Origin of the sequence: Lentiprolixibacter aurantiacus (assembly GCF_026241225.1) — a bacterium.
Taxonomy (GTDB): domain Bacteria; phylum Bacteroidota; class Bacteroidia; order Flavobacteriales; family Flavobacteriaceae; genus Lentiprolixibacter; species Lentiprolixibacter aurantiacus.
The window spans coordinates 314,492-336,083 of sequence record NZ_JAPFQP010000004.1; the positions used below are offsets into that span (position 1 = coordinate 314,492).

Annotated in this window: 20 protein-coding genes; 6 read left to right on the forward strand and 14 right to left on the reverse strand. The window is 44.3% G+C overall.

Annotated elements, in window-relative coordinates; all coding sequences use genetic code 11:
• Positions 1–70 precede the first annotated feature (70 nt).
• Positions 71–2,062: an excinuclease ABC subunit UvrB gene (uvrB, locus tag OO016_RS12760; RefSeq protein WP_266014679.1), complete on the forward strand. Its 1,992-nt coding sequence runs from the start codon at positions 71–73 to the stop codon at positions 2,060–2,062.
• A gap of 102 nt (positions 2,063–2,164) precedes the next feature.
• On the opposite strand, the gene OO016_RS12765 is transcribed toward uvrB, so the two are convergent.
• Both OO016_RS12765 and OO016_RS12770 read right to left on the reverse strand, forming a co-directional pair.
• A complete protein-coding gene (locus OO016_RS12765; RefSeq protein WP_266014682.1) occupies positions 2,165–2,593 on the reverse strand; it encodes an Hsp20/alpha crystallin family protein in 429 nt (142 codons plus the stop codon).
• Positions 2,594–2,733: 140 nt separating this feature from the next.
• Positions 2,734–3,135, reverse strand: coding sequence for a TerB family tellurite resistance protein (locus tag OO016_RS12770; protein WP_266014685.1), 402 nt, complete (start codon positions 3,133–3,135; stop codon positions 2,734–2,736).
• Between the two features lie 127 nt (positions 3,136–3,262).
• Between OO016_RS12770 and OO016_RS12775 the strand changes: the two genes are divergently transcribed.
• A complete protein-coding gene (locus OO016_RS12775) occupies positions 3,263–3,850 on the forward strand; it encodes an SRPBCC family protein (protein WP_266014688.1) in 588 nt (195 codons plus the stop codon).
• Between the two features lie 37 nt (positions 3,851–3,887).
• On the forward strand, positions 3,888–4,223 hold the full coding sequence (locus tag OO016_RS12780; RefSeq protein ID WP_266014691.1) for a DUF1456 family protein: 336 nt from the start codon (positions 3,888–3,890) through the stop codon (positions 4,221–4,223).
• A 33-nt stretch (positions 4,224–4,256) separates the two neighbouring features.
• Here the strand turns inward: OO016_RS12780 and OO016_RS12785 are convergent, their stop codons facing one another.
• The 10 genes from OO016_RS12785 to OO016_RS12830 form a co-directional block, all read right to left on the reverse strand.
• Complete coding sequence (locus tag OO016_RS12785; protein WP_266014694.1) at positions 4,257–4,589, reverse strand: hypothetical protein; 333 nt, start codon at positions 4,587–4,589, stop codon at positions 4,257–4,259.
• A 270-nt stretch (positions 4,590–4,859) separates the two neighbouring features.
• On the reverse strand, positions 4,860–6,053 hold the full coding sequence (sucC, locus tag OO016_RS12790) for an ADP-forming succinate--CoA ligase subunit beta (RefSeq protein WP_266014696.1): 1,194 nt from the start codon (positions 6,051–6,053) through the stop codon (positions 4,860–4,862).
• 83 nt (positions 6,054–6,136) lie between these two features.
• Positions 6,137–6,673, reverse strand: coding sequence for a GNAT family N-acetyltransferase (locus OO016_RS12795; protein WP_266014701.1), 537 nt, complete (start codon positions 6,671–6,673; stop codon positions 6,137–6,139).
• A 36-nt stretch (positions 6,674–6,709) separates the two neighbouring features.
• Positions 6,710–8,005, reverse strand: a complete 1,296-nt coding sequence (locus OO016_RS12800; protein WP_266014704.1) for an aspartate aminotransferase family protein — start codon at positions 8,003–8,005, stop codon at positions 6,710–6,712.
• Between the two features lie 75 nt (positions 8,006–8,080).
• Positions 8,081–9,415, reverse strand: a complete 1,335-nt coding sequence (locus OO016_RS12805) for a lysophospholipid acyltransferase family protein (protein WP_266014708.1) — start codon at positions 9,413–9,415, stop codon at positions 8,081–8,083.
• Positions 9,416–9,556: 141 nt separating this feature from the next.
• A complete protein-coding gene (locus OO016_RS12810) occupies positions 9,557–11,047 on the reverse strand; it encodes a pyridoxal phosphate-dependent decarboxylase family protein (protein ID WP_266014710.1) in 1,491 nt (496 codons plus the stop codon).
• Between the two features lie 160 nt (positions 11,048–11,207).
• Complete coding sequence (locus tag OO016_RS12815) at positions 11,208–11,993, reverse strand: alpha/beta hydrolase family protein (protein WP_266014713.1); 786 nt, start codon at positions 11,991–11,993, stop codon at positions 11,208–11,210.
• A 94-nt stretch (positions 11,994–12,087) separates the two neighbouring features.
• The gene (locus OO016_RS12820; RefSeq protein ID WP_266014716.1) at positions 12,088–12,612 is read right to left on the reverse strand and encodes a nuclear transport factor 2 family protein; all 525 of its coding nucleotides are present in this window, start codon (positions 12,610–12,612) and stop codon (positions 12,088–12,090) included.
• A gap of 110 nt (positions 12,613–12,722) precedes the next feature.
• Positions 12,723–13,919, reverse strand: a complete 1,197-nt coding sequence (locus OO016_RS12825) for an alpha/beta fold hydrolase (protein ID WP_266014721.1) — start codon at positions 13,917–13,919, stop codon at positions 12,723–12,725.
• 171 nt (positions 13,920–14,090) lie between these two features.
• A complete protein-coding gene (locus OO016_RS12830; RefSeq protein ID WP_266014723.1) occupies positions 14,091–14,732 on the reverse strand; it encodes an LON peptidase substrate-binding domain-containing protein in 642 nt (213 codons plus the stop codon).
• Positions 14,733–14,885: 153 nt separating this feature from the next.
• On the opposite strand from OO016_RS12830, the gene lysA reads away from it, so the two are divergent.
• Complete coding sequence (lysA, locus tag OO016_RS12835) at positions 14,886–16,127, forward strand: diaminopimelate decarboxylase (RefSeq protein WP_266014725.1); 1,242 nt, start codon at positions 14,886–14,888, stop codon at positions 16,125–16,127.
• A 61-nt stretch (positions 16,128–16,188) separates the two neighbouring features.
• On the forward strand, positions 16,189–16,722 hold the full coding sequence (locus tag OO016_RS12840; protein WP_266014728.1) for a thioredoxin family protein: 534 nt from the start codon (positions 16,189–16,191) through the stop codon (positions 16,720–16,722).
• Between the two features lie 35 nt (positions 16,723–16,757).
• Here OO016_RS12840 and guaB read toward each other — a convergent pair whose 3' ends face one another.
• Positions 16,758–18,230: an IMP dehydrogenase gene (gene guaB / locus OO016_RS12845; RefSeq protein WP_266014730.1), complete on the reverse strand. Its 1,473-nt coding sequence runs from the start codon at positions 18,228–18,230 to the stop codon at positions 16,758–16,760.
• A 218-nt stretch (positions 18,231–18,448) separates the two neighbouring features.
• On the opposite strand from guaB, the gene OO016_RS12850 reads away from it, so the two are divergent.
• On the forward strand, positions 18,449–20,677 hold the full coding sequence (locus OO016_RS12850; RefSeq protein ID WP_266014733.1) for a TonB-dependent receptor family protein: 2,229 nt from the start codon (positions 18,449–18,451) through the stop codon (positions 20,675–20,677).
• A gap of 14 nt (positions 20,678–20,691) precedes the next feature.
• Here OO016_RS12850 and OO016_RS12855 read toward each other — a convergent pair whose 3' ends face one another.
• Positions 20,692–21,558, reverse strand: a complete 867-nt coding sequence (locus OO016_RS12855; RefSeq protein WP_266014736.1) for a hydroxymethylglutaryl-CoA lyase — start codon at positions 21,556–21,558, stop codon at positions 20,692–20,694.
• Between the last annotated feature and the right edge of the window lie 34 nt (positions 21,559–21,592).

A 21,592-nucleotide genomic window follows, 5' to 3' on the forward strand; every position in this document is an offset into this window, starting at 1 on the left:
TTTCCCTGAAAAGGTAACTAAAGCAATAGCTTTCGTATTTTTGCACTTACATTATCTAATACCCTGCTTCTTGAAATTTAAAGTTGTTTCCGATTTTACCCCCACCGGTGATCAGCCACAGGCCATAGCAGAACTGGCCGAAGGGATAGAGGCCGGTGTGCCCCATCAAACCCTGCTTGGAGTAACCGGATCCGGGAAGACCTTTACTGTGGCCAACGTGATCGAAAAGGTTCAGCGACCCACACTCGTACTGGCGCACAACAAGACCCTGGCGGCACAGCTGTACTCGGAGTTCAAACAGTTTTTTCCCGACAATGCGGTTGAGTATTTTGTATCCTACTACGATTATTACCAGCCTGAAGCCTACATACCCACTACGGGACTGTATATTGAAAAGGACCTCTCCATCAATGAGGATATCGAAAAGTTGAGACTAAGTACAACCTCCAGCCTTTTATCTGGGAGGAGGGATGTCCTGGTGGTTGCCTCGGTTTCCTGTCTATACGGCATCGGGAACCCGGTGGAGTTCCAGAAGAATGTAATACGCATTAAACGCGACCAGGTAATCTCCAGGACTAAATTCCTTCACGACCTGGTACAAGGTTTGTATTCCAGGACCACTGCCGATTTTCGCAATGGGAACTTCCGGGTAAAAGGAGATGTGGTGGACGTATTTCCCAGTTATGCGGATTACGCTTTCCGTATCCACTTTTTCGGGGATGAGATCGAAGAAATTGAGGCCTTTGACCCCTATAAAAATGGGAAACTGGAATCATTCGATCAGATTACCATCTACCCGGCAAATATGTTCGTAACCTCACAGGACGTTCTGCAGAATGCTATACATGAGATACAGGATGACCTGGTACATCAGGTTGACTATTTCAAAGAGATCGGGAAACCACTGGAAGCCAAACGCCTGGAAGAGCGGACCAACTTTGACCTGGAAATGATACGGGAGCTGGGGTATTGTTCAGGAATAGAAAACTATTCCAGATACCTTGATGGACGGGAACCCGGAACACGGCCCTTCTGCTTATTGGATTACTTCCCGGATGATTACCTCATGGTGGTTGATGAAAGTCATGTTACGATCCCGCAGGTACACGCCATGTACGGCGGAGATCGATCCAGGAAGGAAAATCTGGTGGAATACGGCTTCCGACTACCGGCCGCCCTGGATAACCGCCCTTTAAAATTTGAGGAGTTTGAAGCGCTTCAAAATCAGGTGATTTATGTAAGCGCTACACCGGCCGATTATGAATTACAGCTCAGTCAGGGTGTCTATGTGGAGCAGGTAATCCGGCCCACCGGACTTCTGGATCCTCAAATAGAGGTTCGACCCAGTAAAAATCAGATAGACGACCTGGTGGAAGAAATCCAAAAACGCGTGGAACTGGATGAACGGACTCTGGTGACTACGCTCACTAAGAGGATGGCCGAAGAACTGGCCAAATACCTGACACGCATACAGGTACGGTGTCGTTATATCCACAGCGACGTGGACACTCTGGAACGGGTTGAGATTATGCAGGACCTGAGGAAAGGAATTTTTGACGTGCTCATTGGTGTTAACCTTTTGCGGGAAGGTCTGGACCTGCCCGAAGTTTCACTGGTGGCCATACTGGATGCTGACAAAGAAGGATTCCTCAGGAGCAACCGCTCCCTGACCCAAACCGTGGGAAGGGCTGCGCGCCACCTGAACGGCAAGGCCATTATGTATGCGGATACCATTACCGACAGTATGCAGAAAACCATAGATGAAACCAATTATCGCAGGGAGAAACAGCTGGCCTATAACGCAGAGAACAATATCGTCCCCAAAGCCCTGAATAAAAGCTTAGACAATGTCCTGGCGAAAAATTCAGTATCAACCTATCATTATGAAAAGGAAGCCATAAGAGCCGCAGAACCGGATCTTGCCTACCTCACCCCTGAACAAAAGGAGAAACTGATACGCAGCAAGCGCAAGGAAATGGAAAAAGCCGCCAAAGAACTGGATTTTATGCTGGCAGCCAAATTACGGGATGAGATCAAGACCCTTCAGGAACAGGAAGGATAAAAAAAGCACCCCGAATACGGGGCGCTTTCCCTAACTAACCAACTAAACAAACCAACCATTATGAAGGCCCGTTAGGCGGGCGCTACATAACATCATTATATTTTACTTCCCGATCTCTATTAGTCTTTTGGGCTTGGGAAGAGCCTCCTCTTTCTTGGGAAGCTTAAATTTTAAGATCCCATCTGTATAAGAAGCCTCGATCTTATCCTCAGCTACCGTTTCTGGCAGGGTAAAAGACCTTGTGAAAGCAGTGTATGAAAACTCCTTACGGGTGTAATTCTCCTCTGCCACTTCATTTTCGGCTTTGGATTCCATAGAAATGGTCATTACATGATCATCCAGTTCTACGTTGAAATCTTCCTTTTTCTTACCAGGTATCGCCAATTCCAATTCAAAGCTGTCTTCGTTTTCTTTTATGTTAACAGCGGGATATGAAGTATTGTATCTTTCCATACCTCCAAACCAGTCAGGCTTAAAGAATTCATCAAATACTGAAGGGAACAATACGTTGTGTCTTTTTACTATACTCATGACTATTAGTTTTTGGTTAAACATTGTAATCACTGCTGTATAGGCAAAGGGTGTACCAATAGTAAAACACTGCCTTTTTGTCGGTTTAAGACCTGTTTATAATGTCAATATGTCTTAAAAAATAGGGGAAAGGCCGTGAATTAGTTGTTATGTGCCTTAAAAATACTGATGAGCACATCTGGGGGAACGATCTTGTTGGGGTACTGATGCATGATGGCCAGCACCTGTTGTATAGCCCCGGGCGGGACACCCATGTGCAGTCCGAGGTTGTATAATTTCTCGACTTCCCTTTGGTCCTGTTCCTGGTCGACATTCATAAGAAGCACCAGGCGGTGGAACTGTACAATACGCTGGCCCTGGGATCCATGGGATGGCTTTTTAACCGGCTGGTCGAAAAGCTCCAGAAAGCGTTTTTCCTCAATACCCAGATCAGCTGCAATACTCTGTAAAAATCCATATTCGGCAGGCGAAACTACATTGTCTGCTTTGGCAAGGGCTATGAGCTCTGAAACCAGGCCAAGCTTTTCCTTGTATGTACACATGGCGATTGATTTTTTTAACCGGTTACAGATTTATAACTGATTATAGCCCAGGTTTCGTATATTAAAGGGACTTTATATTTAGCATTATTACTATGACAAACCACTTACTTGTGAAATACCGTAGGGCATGCATAAATATCTGGCGATAATTATTTGCTTCTTTTCTGTGTCCCTTTTATCCGGACAAAATGATCAGGACACTAAGGAGAAACGTGTGGTATCACGAATTGATACAACTAAGAGCCCTGAACTCGTTTTAATCCAGGAATTTATTGTGAATGTTCCTTTAGATTCTGTTTGGAATGCCTATACTACAAAAGAAGGCTGGGAAAGCTGGGCAGTGGCAATTGCTGAAATAGATCTAAGGGTAAATGGAACTATTAAGACAAATTACGATAAATCAGGAGAAATTGGGGATGATTCAACAATAACGCTTCATATACGCAATTATGTGCCAAAAAGGCTTTTGACACTCCAGGCTGAATTGACTGATAACTTTCCTAATTTTATGAAGGAAGATGAAAAAGATCTCTATAACGTTATTCTTTTTGAAAAATTAAATCCTGAAGAAACCAAGGTCACATCTTATGGGATAGGTTACAAAACCAGTGAAAAGTACCTGTCTTTAATGAAGTTTTTTATTCAGGGAAACGAACTGTCTTATAACAATCTGATCTCCTATCTCGAAACTGGTAAACCCTCGATAAAACAATGAAGGTTCGTATCTATTATTATCTAACCAAACGTATTTAATGAACAACAACGATGTTTTAAAAAAGCTAAGGGTAGCTTTAATGCTAAGGGATGACGAAATTGTGGATATCCTCAAAGGGGTAGATTTCAAGATCTCCAAGTCTGAAATAGGAGCTTTTTGCCGTCGCGAGGGACACCCGAAATACATGGAATGCGGAGATCAGGTGCTTCGGAATTTCCTGAATGGCCTTGTACTTCATTTGCGAGGCACTAAAGAAAACCCTAAATATCCGGGTGATGTGCTTAAGTCCGGTTCACAGCAGTCAACCTCCAAATCAGTGCCAACCAAAAAAAGTACCGTTCCTTATCCAAAAAAAGGCAAAAAAAAATCCTGAAAACTTGTTCAGGATTTTTTTTCTGTTAGTTCACTATGCCGTAATGCGAACAGGAACCTTATATAGTTTTCCTGCGTGATGTGGGGCGAGATCTACTTTTTCGTAATTCAGACGAGACTTAAGGGCCTGCTCCAGTTTTTCATCACCTGTGTCCACAGAAATAACAACGATTTCGCTATCCTCATTGATAGTGATCATAACCGTTGCAGTAAGATCTTCCTTAACGGTTATCTTTTTGTCAAGGAGTTCCGAAATCTGGCTAAACAATTGCTTTGATGCTTCTGAAACAGGTTCTGGTTCAGTGGCAGATAAGCTGGTTGTTACTAAGAATACAGCGGACAGGAATACTAAACTAATTTTTCTCATGATGTTGTTTGTTTAATGATTGATGATTAATTGATGATTTGTTATAAGAGACGAGTTATTATTGCGAATGTTACAAGCATTTTCTTTTTTAACAAAACTTTAATCATTTACAGTATAAATTCGTTGCAGAATCAGCAGAATAAATTCAGCTATTGTATTTTAAATTATAGGTTTAACCAAAGCTTAATAAAAACAACTATCAGGAAAGAATGAGGCAAAAAAAAAGGCGATGTTTTGCTAACATCGCCCCGTAAATTTTGTTTCAGTTATTTATGACAACACTTCTTCCACCTTATCTGCTGCTTCTTTGAAGAGGGTTGCAGAATGCACGGCAAGTCCGGAGTTGTCTATAATCTCTTTAGCCAGATCGGCATTGGTACCTTGCAATCGAACGATTATAGGAACCTGAATGGCATCACCCATATTTTTGTAGGCGTCCACCACACCCTGGGCCACCCTGTCACAGCGGACAATACCCCCGAAAATATTGATGAGTATAGCCTTTACGTTTGGGTCTTTAAGGATAATACGGAATGCCTCCTCAACCCTTTTGGCATCAGCAGTACCACCAACATCCAGGAAATTTGCGGGCTCCCCGCCTGCCATTTTGATAAGGTCCATAGTGGCCATCGCCAGACCAGCCCCATTTACCATACAGCCAACATTTCCATCCAGGTCTACGTAGTTGAGGCCCAATGCGGTGGCTTCAACTTCGATAGGGCTTTCTTCCCTGATATCGCGCATGGCAGCGTATTCCTTTCTTCTGTAAAGGGCATTGTCGTCAATGGTTACCTTGGCATCCACCGCCAGGATCTTATCATCCGAAGTCTTTAACACAGGGTTGATCTCAAACAGGTTGGAATCACTTTTCTCATAGGCAGTATAGAGTGCTGTAACGAACTTGACCATCTCCTTGTAAGCTCCGCCACTCAATCCTAAATTAAAGGCGATCTTCCTGGCCTGGAACGGCAACAGCCCAACGGCAGGATCTACCTCCTCGGTAAAGATCAGGTGAGGGGTTTTTTCCGCAACCTCCTCAATATCCATCCCACCCTCGGTTGAATACATGATCATATTCTTCCCAATGGCACGATTAAGCAAGACCGACATATAAAATTCACTGGTCTCGCTCTCTCCAGGGTAGTAAACATCCTCAGCTATCAGTACCTGGTGCACTTTCTTTCCTTCAGCTGATGTCTGAGGGGTAACCAGGTTCATCCCGATGATCTGATCGGCTATTTCCTCTACATGCTCAATACCTTTGGCCAGCTTAACACCTCCGCCCTTTCCACGACCTCCTGCATGGACCTGGGCCTTTACTACATACCAGGAAGTCCCGGTTTCTTCAGTAAGCTCTTTGGCAACAGCCACCGCTTCCTGAGGGGTTTGTGCCACTTTACCGCGCTGAATGCGCACTCCAAAACTCGCTAAGATTTCTTTTCCCTGGTATTCGTGAAGATTCATATGCTCAATTTTATTGCTGGCAAAAATAGGAAACACCTACCATTAGAACAATTAATTGGGAGGCAATATTTGAATCAAGCCAGCTAGGTTTGAATGGCCGGGTTTTTAGAATAGTCGTTTGCGCTGAGAGCATACCAAACTACATCTTTGCTTCCAGGTTCATAAGGCGCAAATTTTTCAAATTGCATGCCTGCTTTTTGCATCACCCTTATCGATGCTTCGTTATCCGGAAGGGCCATGGCAATTATCCTATTTAGTTTGAGTTCTTCAAATCCATATTTGAGAATTGCCCGGGAGGCCTCCGTGGCTAATCCCCTACCCCAGAACTCCGGTAAAAACCGATAGCCCAGGTCTATCTCGTCAAATTCAGGGAGGTAGGACAAACCGGCCCAACCGATAAATTCCATTTCCTCCCTGAGGATCGCAACCCAGCGGCCATACCCGTACTTTTTGTATTCGGCAATCTTCTCTTCTATTTTCCCATGAATCCCTTCAAGGGTTGTAATTATTGTATCTCCCGTGTATTGCTGTACCTGGGGATGGCTGTGTAATCGCAACATATTCGTTTCGTCTGAAGGCAGCATTTCTCTTAAGATGAGCCGTTCGGTTTGCAGGATCATGGTTTGTGGCTGGTAGTTTGCAGTTAGTAGCTGGTTTTAGGTGATTGATTTTCTGATGGCGCTGGCCATGATCTCAATGCCCAAATCAATTTCCTCCTGGGTAATGGACAAAGGCGGGGCAATGCGGAATACGCCTCCAAAACCCTTCACCCTCACAATATTCATGCTTAATCCCATTTCCAGGCAGGTATCTGCAATTTTGTTTCCTAATGCGATATCGGGTTCCCTGGATTCCCTGTCTCTAACGATCTCCACACCAAGCAGCAACCCCCCACCCCTTACATCGCCAATGCACTCAAATTCGTTTTTCAATTCCAGCAATCGCTGCTTCAGATAAGCCCCCTGCACCTCAGCGTTTTCAGCCATTTTTTCATTGATCAATATGTCGATCATAGCCAGACCCACCCGGGCAGGTAAGGGGTCTGAAATGTGAGAAGTAATATTGATAAATCCCTTTTCATAACAGTCCTCTTCGATTTTCCTACTTGTAACGGTTGCGGCCAGTGGCAATCCACCCCCCAGGGTTTTGGAGAGGGTAAGAAAATCCGGTTGAACCTCCAGTAATTCAAATCCGAAATTAACCCCCAGCCTCCCGAAGCCAGTTTGTGCCTCATCCAGGATCAGGTAAAGTCCTCTTTCATCACAAAGCTCTTTTAGCCTTTTCAAATATTCCGGCGATAACTCCACAATACCGGCAGCGCTCAATACCGGTTCAATAATACAGGCCGCGTAAGCCCCCACAGATTGCTGGTCTACCATGGCCATACCCACTTCCAGGCAGGTGTTGTCGCATTTATTATTGCAATGTTTTACAGGACACCGGTAGGCATAAGGCGCAGGAATCGACAGGTTTCCCGGAATTACAGGCCCGTAGCCTTTGCGGGTATGGGAATAGGTGCTCGATTGAGCACCCGCGGTCATACCATGCCAGGAACCCAGGAACCCAACGATCTCAAAGCCTTCTGAAGCCAGTTTTGCCATTCGGATGGCAACCTCGTTAGATTCCGAACCAGTGTTAACAAATACGGCTTTATCCAGTCCTTCAGGCAACAAGTCGACCAGCTGTTTGCTTAATTCAATAACAGCAGGGGAAAGCATGGTGCTCAGCAGGTGGATACTATCTTTTGTAGCCATCTGAATGGCCTGGATTATTTTTTCGTGGTTATGTCCATAAACAGAGCACATCTGGCCGGAGGTGAAATCCAGAATGCGCTTGCCGTCTTTAGTATGAATATAGGAGCCCTTTGCCTTTTCAACCAGGATGGGTGAAAAATCCCCGCAATACCGTATCAGGGTTTCTTCCGCTTCTTTTAACCAGTTAGGCTTATCCATTTTATCCAATTTAATCTGTAGTCACTTAAAGTCTCAAAGTTATTGCTTCCAATTTCATAATAAGATAGGGAAATTTTAATCAAGGCTTTCCAGATATGAATGCCTACCTACATCCAATTCATTCAACAATTCATCACGAAGTCTCTGCAGCCTGCCAATAGGCTCTTTTCTTTTAGCTTTAAGTCTGAGATAGTTTAGATATGCTTTAAAACGATACCATTGGTTCAGGTAGTTCACCGCAAATAAGCCACCCGGGTACAATGACAAAGCAAATACTATTCCCCAGGCCCAGTTGGTTAAGGTAGCAAATATCAGTACTTGCAGGACATAAAAAATCAGGAAAACAAACATCCCAAAGGCCAGTTTCATAGAACCGATAAAGTCGGCCCTCACACTCACACGACGCGACAACAGGCCGACGGTCATATAGGGTAAAATGTTTACCAAAAAACCGTAGACAAATATGGGCAATCCGAAAATAAAATAAGGAATTCGCCATGGTGAGGGATTATTGGAACCAGGGTCCCGAAATTTCGAATCGCTGATCTTCAGCTTGTCCAGGGCCCGAAAATATTGCCTGATCCTGCGTTCGAATTTAAAAGACTTTTTCGGACGGTTCTGCCTGTTAAAAACAACCGCCTTTACAATCTCCTGTGAAAGGTAGAAGTCCTGGGAAGCTTTGTGCTCTTCAGGCATTTCCTCCCTTAGTGTACTGCGATACAGGCGTTCTATATCCTTCACCAGCTGATCTATGCTTTGATCCTCCACCATAACAATTAGCTGTTCCAACCGGTCCTTGATCAAATTAGTCAGCTCCAGAACTGCCCCCACGGGATCCGCATTATACCCTTCCCGGTACTGATCCAGGCCAATGGATGATCCCACCTCGACAAAAACATCACTTCTGAAATAATGCGGATTGGAATAATTGATACCAATGGGAACGATCTGTACACCCAGCCCGAATTGATGCTGCTCTTCTGCACCTAAAGCAATCCGTGCCGTTCCGGTCTTTATGGGCCGGAGTTTGCGCACCGTCTCGCTTATGCCCTCGGGAAAAATCATAATGGTCTTTCCCCTACCCAGGTGGTCAAAGCATTTCTGGAATATCGCCTTGTTCTTATAGACCTCATCCGGGGTTATCTCCGGTTTATAAATGGGAATCATATGCAACCACCCAAAAATGGTGGATACTAATTTTGAGGTAAAGGATTCTCCACGGGCCAGAAAATAGATAGGCCTATTGATATGGACGGCGAGCAGTATAGGGTCCATAAAAGCACTATTGTGGTTCGCCACGAAAATGACCGGACCTGAGGCTGGTATGTTCTCTTTCCCTTTTATGTAAATAGAACGGAAATACCCTTTAACGGTTAAGTAAAACAGCCATTTAAAAACCCGGTAAAGCATTGAACAGGAGGTCTAAATGAAATCGGCACACCGGAAGATCTTCAATATATCTTTAACAAACCAAGTGTACGATAACCTAAGATAGCAAATTAAGACCAACCTCATAATACCGGCACATTTAAGCGTTATGGCAGATCGATTTTATTTTTTATTCTGCAGATTTAAATGCATCTTTCTTCCTTCTCGAACCACTATTTCGATAATATCCCGAATATCCTTTTCTGAGGTTCTGAAATTTACTATACAGCCCCTCAGGCAGTATTTCTGATCTACAATGGCGTTGGACAAGAATACTTCACCGCCCCGTTGCAGGGCATGGACAAGGGTTTCGTTTAACGAATTCAGGTAAACCTCGTCAAAGTTGTCATCTGAACCATATTCTTCTGGCACATATCTGAAGGTGGTAATACTCAAATTTTGTGAAACGGCCTGTAATTGAGGGTGTTCATCAGCAAGCATATATAATAATTCTGCCAATTGGATATCCTCACGTATAAGCTTCTCATATCCATTTCTTCCCATTTGCTGCAAGCCAAGCCACACTTTAAGGGCTCTGAACCCCCGGGAATTCTGAAGGCCGTATTCGTAAAAATTCTGTGCAAACTCTCCCTCCTCGCTGCCAAAATTATAATACTCCGGATGTGAACTGAAGGTGTCTGTCAGATGCTTTGGATCTTTAACAAGCGTACATCCGGCTTCAAGGGGACTATATAGCCATTTATGCGGATCCAGTGCTATGGAATCGGCCTGCTCCATGCCGTTGAAAAGACCTCGGTATTGCGGTACAACTGCAGCAGGAACACCATATGCTCCATCAATATGATACCAGAGATCATAGGTCTGGCAAATCTTTCCGATTTCCGTTAAGTCGTCTATGGCCCCTGTACTCACATCACCAGCTGTACCCACTACCATTATTGGAAGACAGCCATTATTAAGGTCCTCTTCAATTTTTTCCTCAAGAGCCGTGGTTTTCATGCTGTTTGCGGAATCACAGGGTATCCATCGGATGGCATCTGAGCCCAGTCCGAAAAGTATGGCAGCCTTTTCAATCCAGGCATGGGTGGATTTTGCACAATAAACTGCAGGGTTACCTGTAAGGGACCTTACCCCTTTAGTTTTATACGCTTTGGGGGCCTTTGCAGTTATTGCGGCCAGGAAGGCTGTAAAATTTGCCATATTTCCTCCACTAACCAGAACACCACCATATTTAGGGGATACCCCAATAAATTCTGCCAGCCATTTTATAGTTTGTTTTTCTATCTCAGTGGCCACCGGACTTAAAATATGAGCACCCACATTGGGATTTACTGCAGCAGCCAGCAGATCGGCAAGTGCGCCAATGGGCGTTGCAGAAGAAGTTATATACCCGAGGAACCTGGGATGACCATTAAAGAGTGAATTATTGATAAGCAATTCAGTGGTCTTTGTCAATAACTCCCCAGCAGGACTACCATTTTTGGGTAAGGTCGCAGCAATCTTCTGCTGAATTTGTGACGGACTTCGATTGTAGGTTACCGGTTTTGCATCAATACTGCTAATGAAACCAGAGATGTCATCAATAAGCTGATAACCGATACGCCTGAATTCTTCTTTTTCAATCTCGATAGGATTATTTCTGATCTTGTTCATTCCCCGTTTCGCGTTAATGTAGAATTTCTTCAATTTAAGGCAAAAAACCCTTGAAGAGCATATTTTACAGACTGGTTTATCATATCACAGTTTTAGGTATCTGAAAATTTCACATGTTTATGTGTTTGATTTCAACCCTCAGTAATTCGGTTTGCTGGTATCAATCACCTAAAACATACTGCAGGCCCTCTGCGAAAGCAATCGGGTAGGTGTTTTCGTAATTACTATCCGTATATTCTTTTGATTCGAACTGCAGCCAGGGGTAGCGGGCATTGTCAATCAGATTGATCAGCCTGGTACACGAATTCCGGTCATTGCTGGTAGAAAAAGAGAAATGGAGTTTTTTACCCGATTTGTTTTGTGGGAAATCCCCTCCCTCAATTAAATCAATCAGGGAAGCCGTGTACAGCCCGGAAGGATCTGTAGCTATAAAATTTTCAAAGATGGAAGTTTTCGAATCTTCAAGAAACATGGCCATCAGTACAACTCCGGATTCGCTGCCTTTTCCGATAAATGTTCTTGAGGAATTGTTGGGATATTGGGCATCGACAAAAGAGGCCAGATTCTTATAAATATAATAATGTTGCTGATACGAATCGGGTTCGGCATCGATATCCGGAATGCCCTCCAGGGATACCACCAGGGCCTCAACTCCCTCTAGCTGTTCCACTCCGGCAATTACCTTTTCAAATTCATCTGTAGCCAGCTTAAAGTGTTGTTCTGTAAAATCAATCAAATAAATGGCAGGTATATTTTTATTGGTATCGTACGAATCAGGTATGTAGATTTTTCCTTTTGTGGGCGTACCGTTGTTTGAAAATGTAAAGTATTCAATTCTCGAGGCAGGTTCTGATTCATCTGGTCGCATCTGTGGATCCTGGTTCCAAAGAAATGAAAAGAGCATCACACCAGACAAAAGGAAATTGTATGTAGCATGTATTTTCATAAAAATTTGCTTTACATCCTGTTTTTATTTTGGGAAAGAGCCAGAACTATAAACCTTATAATTCTGGCTTAATTATATGGTCTGCATAAATCAACTATGCTTCCTCTTTGTTGAGGGGCGAATGGTGTTCATGAACCATTTTCCAACCGTTATCGGTTTTTACAAAGAGTAAAGTAATCTGATCGTTTACCACAACCAGGTCTTCCCCAAATTTCAGATGAAAATCGGAATGGAAGGTTAGATTGGCAACGTCTCCATATACGGCAATCTGGAGATCTTTGGCTTCGAATTTGACTACTTCCGTAACGGAACCAAATACACCTCTTTCATGCGCTTCATTTTCTGCTCCGCCATTTCTGGGTTCTCCGTTTTTGAATTCCGTGAATTTTGGACCATAGGCATGGAAGGAGATCAGTTTGTCCAGGTCACCTTCATGAATACTCTGGGCTATAGCTCCAAAGGTTTCCATGACTTCCTGCTTGGCCTCCGGGAATTCATCATTAATCAAATCGACCTTAGTTTCCTCTACTTTGGCAGTTTGTTCTTGTTTTTGTTCCTGGCAGGCGGTAAATGCGACCAGCGTAATTCCAAGAAGGGCGAATCTTAATTTCGTTTTCATATATGTGAAGTTTGATTTTAATAAATACTAAAGGTCATTAAAAATCAACGTGTTGAATTTTCAGAATAGTTCAAAAAACATTCTAAAACGTCCAAAATTGGAATCAGTGATCAGACCTGGGAATTTTCGTACCTGTACTGTAGTGGAGGAAGCCTATACTTTTCTTTAAAAGATTTAATGAAATGAGATGGGTTTACAAAACCACTATCAAAGGAAATCTGGTTTATGTTTAATTCACTTTCCAAAAGAAGGTTTTTGGCATGTTCCAGACGTTTGGATTTGATCCATCTGGAAGGAGTAGTGTTAAAACTGGCTTTAAAATCTCTTTTAAATGCTGACAGGCTTCTACCACATAATCTGGCGAATTCTTCGATTTTTAAATTATACAGAAAGTTTTCAGACATTACAGTTTCCAGATCAATCCGCGATTTTCTCTTAATTGGTTCTGCATTTTGAAATTCAATTCTTCCCGGTCGTATTCCTGTTATAAACTCTTCAATTTCAGCAAGAATAGGATAGGTATCACTAGTCCAGAAGAGATGATCCGAACCGTGGAATTCCACTAATTTGGAATTTGGGATACGTTCGGCCAGATACCTTCCCTCTTCCACACGAATTTCTATATCCCCAATCCTGAAGAGGAGTAAAGTTGGAATCTTAATTGAGCCCAAAATCCCGGTCACATCTATATGAGTGCACTGTTTATGCAGGATTAAGGCAGCTTTGGGGCTTGCCCCGGATCGTAAATAGCTGGCGAGCCAGTCCATAAATCCATGATCATGGGCTAAAGACGGTACCAGGGTACGCAGTTCATCCAAATCACCGTGAGCCCAATTCTCCTCTATTAACTTATTAGAGACTTCACGCTCTTCGTCGGTAGGGGCCCATGGATAGTCTTTGGAAAATCTGCGTTTAGCAAATATTCCAAATCCGATAACTCCCAATGTTCTTTCCGGGTAGTTCAAGGAAAACAACAGGCTTACCGAACCACCTTCTGAATGACTAAACAGAAATGCCTTTTCCGAATTTGCAGCATCCATAACAGCATTGATATCGTCCATCCGTTCTTCCATAGTGGAATATTCATCCGTTCGATCCGAAAGTCCCGTACCTCTTTTGTCAAATAAAATAAGCCTTGAAAAAAGGGAAAGCCTTGTCAGAAAGGCTGCAAGTCTGGGTTCGGCCCACATCATATCAATGTTGGAGACCCAACCAGGTATGTAAATGATGTCCACCGGACCCTTGCCAACTACCTGATAGGCGATATTAAAATCCCCGCTTTTGGTGTAGTTGGTTTTAGGTTTCATAAAAATAAGTACATTAAAATTTGCGTACTCCCGACGATATGCTGCTTAACTGATTTGGGTTATCCCGACCAAAGCTGAACTGCAAGTATTATTTATTATGCATTACTGAAACTAAGATAGCAATTTAGAACCAGCTGCAGGGAGGCGAAATTATAGCGTAATCCGCTTAAGTTACTTTATCTTAAAATCCTTGAAGTCCAGCGGGTCAAAGTTCCGAAAATGCCCGTTCAGATCAATCAGCTCTTTGGTGCGTTGCACCTCCTTTAGCACCATAATGGTCCCAATCAGGTGGGATTTGATAAAACTGAGGCGTTCGCTCTCCCGGGCCATCTGCAGTAACTGGTATTCCTGCTCAAAAGAGAGGCCCATTTTGTGTGCCAGGGTAAAACTGTTGAATAAATCTTCTTTGAGCGGACCAAAGGGTACATCCATCAAATCATACAGTTCCCTTAACCTGTCCAGCACTATCCGCTTCTGTTTTTCGTCCCCATCCTTCACATTGTCCAGAAACTCAACGATCCCTCCGGGGTAGGACTTACCGCTCATCTCATTCTCAAAAGTAACCACGCGGAAAACCTGTCGGGCTACACAAACAATATCCATAGCCCCGCTTTCATAGGTATTCACAACCTCTACCAGCTGCACTTCTGTACCATAGGCGATGCTGTCGTTTATATATACCGGAATGCCAAAGGTTGTGGCCTCCTCCCTGCAATCCCGGATCAGCTCCTTGTAGCGTTCCTCAAATATGTGCAAAGGCACCTGTTCACCGGGAAAGAATATGGTCTGTAGAGGAAATAACGGTATTTTCATGGCAGGATTTTACCTAAAAATACAAAGCAAATCGGCATAAGCCAAAAAGTCATAATGTTACATTTATAACTTTTTGTTGTATAAATATAAAACTAAGGCAATATCTTGTGTGCCCGGAAGAAGACCCCTAGATTTGCCAAAATCGCAACGGATATGAGACCGTCAGACTTACTTTCAGTAGCAGAAACATACGGAGCGCCGGTTTATGTATACGACAGCGCAAAAATCACCTCCCAGTTCGAGAGGCTTACCAGGGCATTCAGTTCAGTACCCAGCCTTAAACTGAATTATGCTGTAAAGGCCTTGTCAAACCTGTCTGTTCTGAGGCTGATGAACAGCCTGGGGAGTGGTCTGGATACCGTATCCATACAGGAAGTAAAGCTGGGGCTCATGGCTGGTTTCAAGCCTGAAGACATCATCTTTACGCCCAATGGAGTTTCCCTTGAAGAGATTGAGGAAGCTGCGGCACTGGGCGTCAAGATCAACATCGACAACCTTTCCTTCCTTGAGCAATTTGGAAGTGCGCATCCCGATATTCCTGTTTGCATCCGCATCAACCCACATGTGATGGCAGGAGGAAACAACAATATTTCCGTGGGGCATATCGACTCCAAGTTCGGTATCAGCATACACCAGATACCCCACATCCTGAGGATCGTGGAACTCACCAAAATGAAGGTGAACGGGATCCACATGCATACGGGAAGCGACATACTGGACATAGATGTTTTCCTCTACGCATCGGAAATCCTCTTTGACACGGCAAAGCATTTCAAAGGCCTTGATTTTATAGATTTTGGCAGCGGTTTCAAAGTGCCTTACAAGGAAGGCGACATAGAGACCAATATTGAGGAACTTGGACAAAAACTAAGTACCCGTTTCAATGAATTCTGCAAAAGCTATGGCAGGGAGCTAACCCTGGCCTTTGAACCCGGCAAGTTCCTGGTGAGCGAAGCGGGATATTTCCTTGCCAAAGTAAATGTGGTCAAACAAACTACCTCCACAGTTTTTGCAGGTGTGGATTCTGGCTTTAACCACCTCATCAGGCCTATGTTCTACGGTTCGTCTCATGAAATAATAAATATCTCCAACCCTGAAGGCAAGGAGCGTTTCTATTCCGTAGTAGGCTATATCTGCGAGACCGATACTTTTGGCAACAACCGCCGCATCCCGGAAATCTCAGAGGGCGATATCCTCTGTTTCAAAAATGCAGGGGCGTACTGCTTTACCATGGCCAGCAATTACAATTCACGATACCGGCCGGCGGAAGTGCTCTGGCATGAAGGCAAAGCGATCCTGATCCGAAAAAGGGAAGACTTTGACGACCTGATCCGCAATCAAATCGATGTAGACGATCTTTTCAAAGCCCCGTCCAGAAAGCCTGCGGTAAAATAAAATCTCATTATTTTCGTTAGTTTTGGTATAGAAATTGGACTGATTCCTCAAAAGCTATCTCATGACTAATTTTGCCCCCAGAATTTTCCAATTAATTGCTGTTTTTCTATTCCTGCTCACAAGCAATTCTGTACTCGGACAGAAAGTACAATGGATGAGCTGGGAAGAAGCAGCCCAGCTGGCTACTACAGAAGAAAATCCCAAGAAAATATTCATCGATGTTTACACTGACTGGTGCGGCTGGTGCAAGAAGATGGACAAGGACACCTTTCAGAATGAGGAGGTAGCCGCCTATATGACAGAGAATTTCTACATGGTTAAACTAGACGGGGAGGGAAAGGAACCCATCAATTTCAAAGGCAAAACCTTTAAGTTTGTTCCTTCAGGTCGAAGGGGTTATCACGAATTTGCCGCCGCCCTTCTACAGGGCCGACTAAGTTATCCTACTGTAGTTTTTCTGGATGAAAACCTTAACATGCTTTCACCAGTTCCGGGATACCAGAAACCTGAGCCTTTTTTAAACATTGCCCGTTATTTCGGAGACAATATTTACCTGAGACAAGACTGGAAAACATACAGTGGCCAGAGCAGATAAACCCTTAGGCTCTATCCATTTTCTTTTCGAAATATTTATCTGCTGTAATTAGGAGATTCCTTGGTAATGGTTACGTGGTGTGGATGGCTCTCCGCGATACCACTTGAGGTGATCTTTACAAACCTGGCAGAATCCTGCAGGGTTTGTACATCCCTGGCTCCGCAATAGCCCATACCTGCTCTGAGTCCACCCACAAACTGATGGATACTTTCAAAAAGATCCCCCTTGTAGGGCACCCGGCCCACAATTCCCTCAGGAACCAGTTTCTTTATATCGTCTTCCACATCCTGGAAATAGCGGTCCTTACTTCCTTCTTTCATGGCCTCAACCGATCCCATGCCGCGGTACGATTTAAACTTACGACCTTCATAGATAATAGTTTCCCCAGGGGATTCTTTGGTACCGGCCAGCAGGGATCCGAGCATAACGCAATCGGCACCTGCGGCTATGGCTTTGGGAATATCTCCGGTATATCGTATACCCCCATCCGCAATTACGGGTACACCACTGCCTTTGATAGCAGCTGCTACTTCAAGTACAGCAGAGAATTGTGGAAACCCAACCCCAGCCACCACGCGCGTGGTACAAATGGATCCGGGTCCAATTCCAACTTTTACGGCATCTGCACCGGCTTCAACCAGATACTTTGCAGCTTCCCCAGTAGCAATATTACCTACCACCACATCCAGTTCCGGGTGATTGGCCTTTATCTCTTTTAAAACAGCAATTACCCCTTTGGTATGCCCGTGCGCTGTGTCAATGATTACGGCGTCCACACCTGCATTTACAAGAGCTTCAGTCCTTTCAGCAGCATCTGCGGTTACGCCTATGGCTGCAGCAACCCGGAGCCGACCATATTTATCCTTGTTGGCCATGGGCTTCTGGGTAACCTTGGTGATATCCCGGAAAGTGATTAATCCAACGAGTTTATTGTCTTTATTAACGACCGGAAGCTTTTCTATTTTGTTTGCCTGTAATATTTCCTCAGCTTCCTCCATTGAAGTACCCTCACCCACAGTAACAAGGTTCTGAGAAGTCATCACCTCGGTAATGGGCCTGTTGTTGTTCTTTTCGAAACGCAGGTCCCTGTTGGTTACGATACCGGCCAGTTTGTTGTTTTCATCCACTATGGGTATACCGCCAATGCTATGTTCCCGCATGGATTCCTTGGCATCAAGTACTATGGCCGATAAAGGAAGGGTTACGGGATCCATGATCATGCCGCTTTCCGCGCGCTTCACTTTCCGAACTTTAAGAGCCTGGTTGGCGATGGTCATATTTTTATGCAATACCCCTATTCCGCCTTCCCTGGCCATAGCTATAGCCATTTTAGACTCCGTTACCGTATCCATAGCCGCAGAGACTATAGGAACATTAAGGCGGATGTTCTTGGTAAATCTGGAAGAGATATCAACTTCTCTGGGAAGTATTTCGGAATAAGCAGGAACAAGGAGGACATCGTCATAGGTGAGGCCTTCTCCAACGATCTTCTTTAGGTGAGCGTCCATGGCAATTAAGGATTAATTGCGTGCAAATATACGGTTTTTTATCGGCTTAAACACGGTGGGCAGCCTGAGGCTATAAAAACAGCAAATGTTAATTTTTATTCATAACCGATTGATTACAAAAACCTAAGAATTTCTTATTTAAAATCTTTCCAAATAAGCTTGTCAAATCCCCGTTTACTTACTACTTTTACACTTTATTTTTAATCAATCTAAATAAAATGTTACGGTATTCTGTTCTGATTATATTTAGTATCGTCAGTTTTAATCTGGCTGCTCAATCAACAAGACTAATTACACAGCGGGACTCTAATCTGGTTAAACTTGACGAAGTAGTTCTATCTGCCAATGAAATCCTGGGAAGCAAATTCCAGGCACAGAATCGTACCGGCGCAGCGTATTACATTTCTCCTAAGGAAATTAAAAAATTTGATTACACGGACATCAATCGCGTATTGCGGTCAGTTCCGGGAGTGACCGTATATGAGGAGGATGGTTTTGGCCTTAGGCCTAACATTAGCTTGAGGGGAACCTCTCCTGAAAGAAGTGCCAAGATTACCCTGATGGAAGATGGTGTACTTATAGCACCTGCCCCATACAGTGCTCCCGCAGCTTATTACTTTCCTTCCGTTGCCCGCATGCAGGCTGTGGAAATCTTAAAAGGAAGTAGTCAGGTACAATACGGCCCCTTTACTACCGGGGGGGCTATCAACATGCTTTCACTGCCCATTCCCGAGGCATTTCAAGCAAGCTTAAGTGGAGGCTATGGCAGTTTTAACAGCGGTCGATTACACGCTAAGTTCGGTGACCGCAAAGAAAGATTCGGGTATGCTGTAGAATACCTTAACTTCAATTCCAATGGCTTTAAGGACCTGGACCGGGGTGGGGATACCGGTTTTAACAAAAACGACCTGGTAGCCAAATTCCGATACAACTCCAGGCCCGATTCCAAACTTCCTCAATCCTTTATGCTGAAATTCCAGTATTCGGATGAAGTTTCGGATGAGACTTATCTGGGTTTGACCGATACTGATTTCAATGCAAGTCCGTTTCGCCGGTACGCAGGCTCCCAAAGGGATCAGATGACGAACGATCACCTGCAATTTATGGGCACTCATACCTTCCGATTTAATGATTTTTTCAGTCTTTCTACCACAGCCTATTATAACAAGTTCAGCAGAAACTGGTACAAGTTGGATGGCGTAACCATCAATGGCCAGCGGGAAGGACTCTCAGGAATCCTCGAAAATCCTGAATTATTCCCTGACTATTTTGCCCTGATCAATGGCAGCCAGGATGCAGCGGCAGATGCACTGCTCGTCAAAGCCAATAACAGAGACTACATCTCTACCGGTATCCAGACAAAATTTGACTATCACTGGAAGGGGGAAGAAACCTTCCACGATATCGAAATTGGCCTGAGGTACCATTACGATGAGGAAGACCGATTCCAGTGGGTAGACGGCTATGGCATTACTAATGGGGTAATGAATCTCACCACAGCCGGGACTCCCGGAACGGATGCAAACCGGATCAGTGATGCGCGTGCCTTCTCAAGCTATGCCCTGTACAAGTTAAAATACAACAACCTCACCCTGACCCCGGGTTTGCGCTTTGAAAGTATTCGTTTGGGCAGGATCAATTACGGGACCAATGACATAACCCGGGAAGGAACTGATCTTTCCGAGAGGTCTAATCAGGTAGATGTATTTATTCCCGGAATTGGATTCAACTATAATTTTGAGCAATTTTCTCTTTTTGGCGGGGTACACAAAGGATTCTCCCCTCCTACCAGCAGGGAAGGTGAAGAAGCCGAAGAAAGTATTAATCTGGAACTGGGAACGCGATTTACCTTCCTGGGTCTTTCAGGAGAAATTATAGGCTTCTTTAACGATTACAGTAATTTGCTGGGGAGCGACCTCGCAGCAACAGGGGGGACAGGCAGCCTGGAACAGTTCAATGCAGGAGCCGTCAATGTAAGTGGATTGGAATTGCTGTTGAACTACAACCTGCTTTCCAACAATGAAAAATTTCAACTCCCTGTTACCTTCGCCTATACTTTTACGGATACAGAATTCCAAAACAGTTTCGGAAGCGAGGACGATCTCTGGGGTGAGGTAACTGCAGGAGACGAACTGCCTTATATTGCCAAGCACCAGTTTAACCTGGGTATTTCCCTGGAGCACCAGGATTTTGAAATCAACCTGAGTGGAAGATACAACGGTGCATTCCGAACTGAGGCAGGAAGTGGGAGTATTCCCGATGCCGAGGAAGTACCATCAAATTTTATTGTTGACCTTTCCGGAAAATACCAGTTTAGCAAAAACCTGGGCCTAACCATGAATGTGCTGAACCTGACGGATGAGGAATATGCCGTGGCCCGTGTTCCTGCAGGCCTGCGTCCGGGACTTCCTTTTAATGCAAGCCTTGGTTTTATTTTGAGTTACTAAGGAGGTAACTTGCATTAAGCATATTGTCCAAAAAGGTCCTTGGCCTTATTGAATGCCGCCTCAAAGGCCATCCAGTTAACACCGGTCTCAACCTTTTGGCTGGTAAAATAGGAGAGCATTTTCTCTGTGGGCATATTGCCGGTGAGTTCATCTTTAGCCATAGGACAGCCGCCAAACCCCTGTATGGCGCCATCGAAACGACGGCATCCACCCTTATAGGCAGCGTTCACCTTTTCGTACCAGGTGGCAGGGGTGGTATGCAGGTGGGCCCCAAATTCAATATTGGGATACATCTGGATCAATTCATGGAACAGCTTGTGGATCACTTCAGGTTTGGAGGTTCCAATGGTATCGGATAGCGACAGGATTTTTACGCCCATAGAGGCCAGTTTTTCGGTCCACTCCCCTACTACCTCCACACTCCATGGGTCCCCGTAGGGGTTGCCAAAGCCCATGGAAATATAGGTAACTACCTCCTTGTTAGTTTTAGCTCCCAGTTCCAGGATAGACTTCAAAATTTCCACAGACTGGGTTATGGTCTTATGGGTATTCCGCATCTGGAAGTTCTCTGAAATAGAAAAGGGATAACCCAGGTACTGTATTTCTGAGTGTTTGCAAGCATCTTCAGCACCCCTGAGGTTGGCCACAATGGCCAGCAAACGGGTATTTGTTTTACTCAGGTCCAGTCCTTCCAAAACCCGGGCGGTATCTGCCATCTGGGGTATGGCTTTGGGGGAAACGAAGCTTCCAAAATCCAGGGTATGGAAACCGCAGTTGAGCAATGCCTGAAGGTATCTGACCTTCTCCGCTGTAGGGATAAAGGCCCTGATCCCCTGCATGGCATCCCTTGGGCATTCTATAATTTTAACCTTATCGGACATAAGCTAAAAAACCACCTTTCCTCAAAAATACTAC